Origin of the sequence: Humidesulfovibrio sp., assembly GCF_035560995.1 — a bacterium.
Classification (GTDB): domain Bacteria; phylum Desulfobacterota; class Desulfovibrionia; order Desulfovibrionales; family Desulfovibrionaceae; genus Humidesulfovibrio.
The window spans coordinates 1-2,516 of sequence record NZ_DATMYK010000011.1 but is presented as its reverse complement, the minus strand read 5'-3'; the positions used below and the strand labels follow the sequence as shown (position 1 = coordinate 2,516).

Sequence of the window (2,516 nt, the reverse complement as noted above, 5' to 3'; positions counted from 1 at the left end):
AAGAAAAATACCATATTGCTACATTTTTGTTAATATGACCTGCATTTTTGTCTTCACATGCCGGGAAAATCTGTCTATCACAATCGCGCCGCCGTACGGGGCAGGCGGCATCCCTCATCCAACTCCCGGCCGGCGGACCAGCGCCGGGAGCCGTCCATCCGCGCCCCACGCAACGGGAGAGCCACATGATCCAGGCGGGAGACACCGCATTCATCCTCGTCAGCGCGGCGCTTGTGCTGCTCATGACGCCGGGCCTGGCCCTGTTCTACGGCGGCATGGTGCGCGGCAAGAACGTGCTGGGCACCTTCATGCAAAGCTTTTTCCTCATCGCGCTCATCACCTTCGAGTGGGTCATCCTGGGCTATTCCATGAGCTTCGGACCGGACGTCTCGGGTCTCACCGGCAACCTGGCCTGGGCCTGGCTTTCCGGCGTGGGCGCGGCACCCAACCCGGACTATGCGGCCACCATTCCGCACAGCCTGTTCATGATCTACCAGTGCATGTTCGCGGTCATCACGCCCGCGCTCATCACCGGGGCCTTTGCGGAGCGCGTGCGCTTCGCGCCCTTCCTGGTGTTCAGCCTGCTGTGGGCCGTGCTGGTGTACAACCCCGTGTGCCACTGGGTGTGGGGCGCGGGCGGCTGGCTCAAGCTCATGGGCGTGGTGGACTTCGCTGGCGGCATCGTGGTGCACCTGACCTGCGGCGCGGCGGCCCTGGCCGCGGTGTTCGTCATCGGCCCGCGCAAGGACTACGGCCGCAGGCAGTTCTTTCCGCACAACCTGCCCATGACCCTCATGGGCACCGGCCTGCTCTGGTTCGGCTGGTTCGGCTTCAACGGCGGCAGCGCCCTGGCCGCCGACGGCGTGGCCGCCAGCGCTTTCGTGGCCACGCACCTGGGCGGCATGGCGGGCATGGCCATGTGGACCATCGTGGAATGGTGGCACCGGGGCAAGCCCACCACTTTGGGCGCGGCCTCCGGCGCGGTGGCCGGCCTGGCCACCATCACCCCGGCCGCCGGCTTCGTCACCGCGCCCTCGGCCATGGTTATCGGCCTCATCGCGGGCGGAGCCTGCTACCTGGGCGTGCTGGCCAAGGCGCGCCTGGGCTACGATGACAGCCTGGACGTGGTGGGCATTCATGGCCTGGGCGGGCTCATCGGCACGCTCATGGCGGGCTTGCTCGCCACCAAGGGCGTGAACGCGGCGGGCGTGGACGGCTTGTTCTACGGCAATCCGGCGCAGTTCGGCATCCAGGCCCTGGGCGTGGGCGTGGTGCTGGTGTACGCCCTGGTGCTCAGCTGGGCGCTTTTGAAGCTGGTGGACAAGACCATGGGGCTGCGCATGAGCCCGGAGGCGGAATCCCTCGGCATGGACCAGGCCGAGCATACCGAGTCCGGCTACAGCGACAGCCTGGACATCGGCTCGCGCTAGCGAGTGAAGCTTACGACAAAGCCCCCGTTGCGCAGAGGCGCGGCGGGGGCTTTGTTGCGGGCGCCGACCGGCGCCAACGTTCGAGCGCCGGGCAGTTCGGCTCAGTCTGCGCGGGTTTTCCCTGCGGCGCTGTCAAGGTAGCGCCAAGTGACGCTTTTGCCTTCATAGGGCGGCATGATGTTGCCCTTGACCATGGTCGCGACGCTTTCGGGGTGGTCGGCCACGGCCCATATGCCAGTGGCCGGGCAATCATCGCCGGTAACCGCCAGTTCGCCTGAGGGTTGCTTGGGCATCGGGGGCTCCTGCTCTGTGTTTACCTGACCATAGCGAAAACACGCGAAGTGTCAATATCTATATAGCATGGCAAACATCCTGCAGTCTCGTTCCGGACAGGAATCACCGTGTGCGGAGATATATGCGTAGCAAGTATGATACGTAGTAAATCGCGGCCAGTAGCAGGTCAATCAGTGTATTCGATTTTATACTCACACTGCTGTGATTGACTGGCGGCGCTGGGCCGGGGCATACTCCCCAATAGATTTCACCACCACAGCCATGTCCAGGAGGTCCGCCATGGATGCGCCCGTTCTTTCACAGCGCGAGAAACTCTCCGCACACCTCATCAAACAGCTCGGCCAGCGCCGCATTGCGGCCAGCTATTGCAAAACCGCCCAGGACGCCAAGGCGGAGGTTCTTGGCCTCATCCCGGATGCCGCCTCGGTGCTGCGCTGCGGGTCGGAGTCCGTGGTCGGCCTCGGCCTGTGGGAGGCCATCGCGGCCAAGCCAGGCGTCAGCGTGTTGAACCCCTACGTGCCGGGCCTGACGCCGGAACAGGCCTTCGACATCCGCCGCAAGGGCTTCATGGCCGACGTGCTGCTGACCAGCACCAACGCCCTGACCCTGGACGGGCGGCTGGTGAACCTGGACGGCGGGTGCAGCCGCGTGGCGCCCATGCTCTTCGGCCCACGCAAGGTGGTGCTTTTGGTGGGCATGAACAAGGTGGTGGGCGACCTTGAGGCCGCCTATTCGCGCATCCGCACCGTCGCCGCCCCGGCCAACAACGCACGGCTGGCCGGACCGCTGGGC

Annotated in this window: 3 protein-coding genes; 2 read left to right on the top strand and 1 reads right to left on the bottom strand. The window is 65.3% G+C overall.

What is annotated here, in order from left to right:
* Positions 1-185 precede the first annotated feature (185 nt).
* On the top strand, positions 186-1,430 hold the full coding sequence (locus VN419_RS00350) for an ammonium transporter (protein ID WP_325643249.1): 1,245 nt from the start codon (positions 186-188) through the stop codon (positions 1,428-1,430).
* A gap of 101 nt (positions 1,431-1,531) precedes the next feature.
* On the opposite strand, the gene VN419_RS00345 is transcribed toward VN419_RS00350, so the two are convergent.
* Positions 1,532-1,723, bottom strand: coding sequence for a hypothetical protein (locus VN419_RS00345; protein ID WP_325643247.1), 192 nt, complete (start codon positions 1,721-1,723; stop codon positions 1,532-1,534).
* A 280-nt stretch (positions 1,724-2,003) separates the two neighbouring features.
* Between VN419_RS00345 and VN419_RS00340 the strand changes: the two genes are divergently transcribed.
* The coding region (locus tag VN419_RS00340; protein ID WP_325643245.1) for a lactate utilization protein at positions 2,004-2,516 on the top strand (513 nt) is incomplete at its 3' end.

Coding starts and splice junctions, on each gene's coding strand:
- VN419_RS00345 (WP_325643247.1), bottom strand. CDS start 1,723: ATGCCCAAGCAACCCTCAGGCGAACTGGCGGTTACCGGCGATGATTGC.
- VN419_RS00350 (WP_325643249.1), top strand. CDS start 186: ATGATCCAGGCGGGAGACACCGCATTCATCCTCGTCAGCGCGGCGCTT.